Here is a 4,341-nt window from a genome sequence, read left to right on the forward strand (position 1 = left end):
CATCCGCCAGTCCGATATCAACGAGGTGTTTTTTAGCATCGACAATGTCATCGAACTCTTTACCTGCGTAGTCGTTCTGACCCAGTTTGGAGAACTCAACTCCGCGTCCGGTGCTGCCGCGGTAGTTCGGGAAGAATAGCGCATAACCTTTGGCGGCAGCGTGCTTAACCGGCGAACCATAACGGTCTAACCAACCGTTGCTGTAGTGCGACTCAGGACCACCGTGAATCACCATCATTAACGGATAGCGTTTGCCTTCTTCGTAGTCTGTCGGATAAACCACAATGCCTTCCAGCTTCAGCCCGTCACGAGCTTCGTAGGTCATGGTTTCCTGACGCGGCATTTCAATATCTGCCAACCACGGGTTGGAATCCGTTAAACGCTCCAGACGGCCGTTGCTGTACTTAAAGGCTTCGTTTGGATGGCTGGGGCGATGACCCGTCAGCACAAATTCTGACTTGCCCGCTTCGCCGTCCAGGCTGGTGAAAATGGCTTCGCCAGTTTCTAACAGGCTACGGCTTTCCAGGAATTTAAGCGTCAACGCCTGAACTTCTGACTCCGTGCCGCGATGGCCTAACCAGACAATTTCTTCATCCGTCCGCCAGCTAAAGTCCTTGATAGAGCCTTTGTAGTCCGGCAGAACATTGCGGTGCTCTTGTTCGCGGGTGTCATAAACAAATAAAGTGCCGGCAGACGGGTCGTTGTAGTCCGCCGCGCGGATCATAGCCAGATAACGACCATCCGGCGAAAATTCAGCACGCCCCAGTTTGCCTTCGCTTTCGAACGAATTAACAACTTCGCCATCCAGACCAATCAAATGATACTGGCTGCTCATGTAGTTGTCGTCAATAAGCGAAGTTGGTGCGGTACGAACCAGTAACTGTTCGTTATTCGGGTGGAAGCTAACCGAAAGCGCGTGCTGGTCTTCGGCGGTAACCGCTTTGGCTTCTGCCTCTTCGTCACCCAGAGAAACATGGTAAACCTGAGTGTAGGTTAAATCTTCTTCGTACACTTCAGCTTTAAAGCCCTTTTTCGAAAGCTTTTTCTTGTCACTGTCCTTTGCGCCTGAAGATAAAAAGACCAGTTGCTCACCGTCATCGCTCAGTGCGTAGCTGCCAATGTTACCTTCAAATTCAAAGACTGACTGAACACCGCCTCCGCGTACTGGCATGCGATATAATTCCTGGTACTCGTCACCTTCTTCTTTAGCGGTAAAGTACAGGTACTCGCTTTGTGGCCCAAAACTGACCCGGCTGAACTTTTTATCTTTGCTCAGGTAAGAAGTTTCTTCGCCATCAGCGTTAATAAGTACTAACTCACGGTAGCTGGAACCGTCGTCGTCTTCGTACGGAGTACGGGGCGTAGAGCGGATAACAGCCGTGAATTGCCCATCCGGCGATAATTGAGCTGAACGAATGGCTTTGGTGGTTACGGTATCTATTAGCGACATTTCGCGGGCGTCTAAATTAACCGCCCAAACTGCCAATGCCATACCGCTTACAGCACGTAAAAGCATATAAGTCTCCAGTGTTCTGTCTGTTTAAAGTTGTTTTTCTATGACTCTCGTTTTAATAATCGGCGAGTCGCTTCGGCGCCTCTGGCAACCAGGCGAACTTGCTGAATTGTTTTCTCGGTAATAATTTCGCGTTCTTCTTCATCAACATCGAAGCAGTCGGCCCCGGCGCTGAATACAATTTTAGCTATGGTATCGGATTGCAGTTCGGCCAGCTCTCGGGTAAAGGACTGCTCATTTACTAAGTAGTCCTCCAGCTCTGCTTTAAAGTGATCAATTTCGCGCACTACGGCTAAACGGAAACTGCGCGAGCGGCCGGAACGTTCCTGCAACAACAGCCGGAAGGTCGCAGTATTGTCCGCCACAAATTGCATAAAGGTTTCAATGGATACCCTAATAATGGAACCGCCGGACTCGATTCTCTGGCGCGCCTGACGAAGCAACTGACGTAATGCCAGACCGCACTCATCAACCAAAGTGAGTCCTAACTCATCCATGTCACGAAAGTGTCTGTAGAAAGACGTGGGGGCAATACCGGCTTCGCGTGCCACTTCGCGTAAGCTTAAGCTGGAGAACCCGTTTTCGGCGCTTAATTGGTTCATTGCCGCGTTAATTAACGCTTGTCGGGTTTTCTCTTTCTGCTTTGCGCGAATTCCGGCCATAGTGTTCGTTTAGTTATGCGTGTGTGTAAAGAATGATAACACAGCTTTTTACACTTTTACCGCTTGTAATTTGACCGAGAAACACGTACATTCAGCGAACAGGTGTACGCTGTTTTGTCACCTGCCTTTATTTGATTGTTTTAGGTTATATGCATGCAACAGATTTCTGAAAAGCCCCCCATTATCTGGTTAAACACCTTAGTTTTTGCCATTACTTTTATCGTCGCCCTTGTTGGCGTGCCTTTATACGCGTACAGCGTAGGTATTGGCGCCGCATTTTGGTGGGTTATGTTAGGCACGGCGTGTTTCGCCGGGCTATCGATTACTGCGGGCTACCACCGCTTGTGGGCGCACCGTACTTACGATGCCAACCCCGTAATTCGCTTTATTTTTGCTATTGGTGGTGCTGTCGCACTGCAAAACAGTGCGCTTCATTGGTCTTCTGATCATCGTGAACATCACAAACATGTTGATGACAACGACAAAGACCCGTATTCCGCTAAGCGAGGGTTCTGGTACTCGCACATAGGCTGGATGATCCGTGAATATCAGGCCAGTCGTTATACCGACTATGACAATGTTCAGGACTTACAGAAAGATCCAATTGTTATGTGGCAGCACAAGTATTACCTGCCGCTGACCTTATTTGTGAACTTTGGCTGGCCAATTGCCGCTGGCTTTATGCTGGGCGACGTATGGGCCGGGTTACTGGTTATCGGCGTACTGCGCCTGGTGCTGAACCACCACACTACGTTCTTTATTAACTCGCTGGCGCACATTTGGGGTAAACAACCTTATACCGACAAAAATACGGCACGCGACAACGGCGTGCTGGCTTTTTTAACCTTTGGCGAGGGCTACCATAATTATCACCACATTTTTGCTGCGGACTATCGTAACGGCATTCGCTGGTGGCATTTTGACCCGACCAAATGGCTTATTGTTGCCAGTAAATGGCTGGGTCTGGCGAAAAACTTAAAGCGTAGCTCGCCGTATCAGGTAGAGCGGGCGAAACTGCAAATGCAGTTAAAACGCGCTCAGCAGAAAGCTAAAGCAGCACCGGATTCCCTGTTTGAAAGGGCTCAGGAGCACTATGATCAAATGGGTCAGCATTTGAAGGCTTACTATCAGGCTCGTAAAAAGCTTTTGGACACGAAAACTAAAGCGTTAAAAGAGCATGTGAACCATGATATTGACGTGCTGAAAAAGCAGGTTGATGAAATGAAAGAAGCCTTAGAAGTGCAGAAACGCTCATGGAAAGCCTTGCTGAACCAGATTCAACAACACGCATAAAGCCGGCTGAAAATTGCGATGAACGGTACTTGTCAGTACTTGAAAATGTTTAAAATATGACCGATACTGACAAGTACATTCGCAGTAACACGCGCAGCGCGTGATTAGGAGTGACTATGGAAATTGGTGCAGCAATGAACTCAGGCTTGCAAGGTATGCAACGTGCAAACCAGCAAGTTTCTCAGGCTAGCCAGGAAATTGCTTCAGCTTCTGCATCTGGGCGCAATGACGTTCAGCAGCAAGACAATGCCAATGTTAATGGTGCTCAGACAGCGACAGAATCCGCATCTGAAACGAGCCAAAGCGTAACGGCTACAAGCACAACGGACTCTCTTGTTTCTCTGAATCAGGGGCAGACCAATTTTGAAGCAAACACTCGTACAGTAGAAACTGCTGACGAAGTGTTGGGCACAATGATCGATACCAACGCTTAATGTTCTAACATGAATATCTCACCAGCGTTACCGCCTATTCCTGTAACGTCGGCTCCGCCTGCGGAGTCGATGAACAGGGACAATTTCGAGCGGCCGTTGGTGAAAGAACCTGCCAAATCTGACCAATCCAGTAATAAACCGAATACTCAGGCCGACAGAAGAGCCGACGGCAAGAGTGATGGCAAAGGTGACGACAAAACAGCCACCGACAAAGCCAGCAAGGAAGTCACCGATGAAGCTGAAAAAAATCAGCAAAGACTCAGTGAAGAAGAAATTGAGAAAGTCGATGAGCTGAAAAGCCGTGACCAGGAAGTTCGTGTGCACGAACAGGCTCACGCTGCCGTTGGTGGTCAGTATGCCAGCTCACCTTCGTACGAATATGAGCGAGGACCCGATGGCAAGTCTTATGCTGTTGGCGGTGAAGTTCAGATAGACGTTA

At 48.9% G+C, this 4,341-nt stretch carries 5 protein-coding genes; 3 read left to right on the forward strand and 2 right to left on the reverse strand.

What is annotated here, in order from left to right; translation table 11 throughout:
- Together B3180_RS03510 and fabR are read right to left on the reverse strand one after the other, a co-directional pair.
- The coding region (locus tag B3180_RS03510; RefSeq protein ID WP_286843093.1) for a S9 family peptidase at nt 1-1,516 on the reverse strand (1,516 nt) is incomplete at its 3' end.
- A 38-nt stretch (nt 1,517-1,554) separates the two neighbouring features.
- On the reverse strand, nt 1,555-2,175 hold the full coding sequence (fabR, locus tag B3180_RS03515; protein WP_054490791.1) for an HTH-type transcriptional repressor FabR: 621 nt from the start codon (nt 2,173-2,175) through the stop codon (nt 1,555-1,557).
- Between the two features lie 153 nt (nt 2,176-2,328).
- Between fabR and B3180_RS03520 the strand changes: the two genes are divergently transcribed.
- The 3 genes from B3180_RS03520 to B3180_RS03530 all read left to right on the forward strand — a co-directional run.
- Complete coding sequence (locus tag B3180_RS03520; protein WP_054490789.1) at nt 2,329-3,468, forward strand: fatty acid desaturase; 1,140 nt, start codon at nt 2,329-2,331, stop codon at nt 3,466-3,468.
- 116 nt (nt 3,469-3,584) lie between these two features.
- Complete coding sequence (locus B3180_RS03525) at nt 3,585-3,902, forward strand: flagellar basal body rod C-terminal domain-containing protein (RefSeq protein ID WP_054490787.1); 318 nt, start codon at nt 3,585-3,587, stop codon at nt 3,900-3,902.
- Nucleotides 3,903-3,971: 69 nt separating this feature from the next.
- Nucleotides 3,972-4,341: putative metalloprotease CJM1_0395 family protein (locus B3180_RS03530; protein WP_286843118.1), on the forward strand; the 370-nt coding region annotated here is incomplete at its 3' end.

Source organism: Idiomarina sp. UBA4206, from assembly GCF_002383015.1.
Classification (GTDB): Bacteria; Pseudomonadota; Gammaproteobacteria; order Enterobacterales; family Alteromonadaceae; genus Idiomarina; species Idiomarina abyssalis.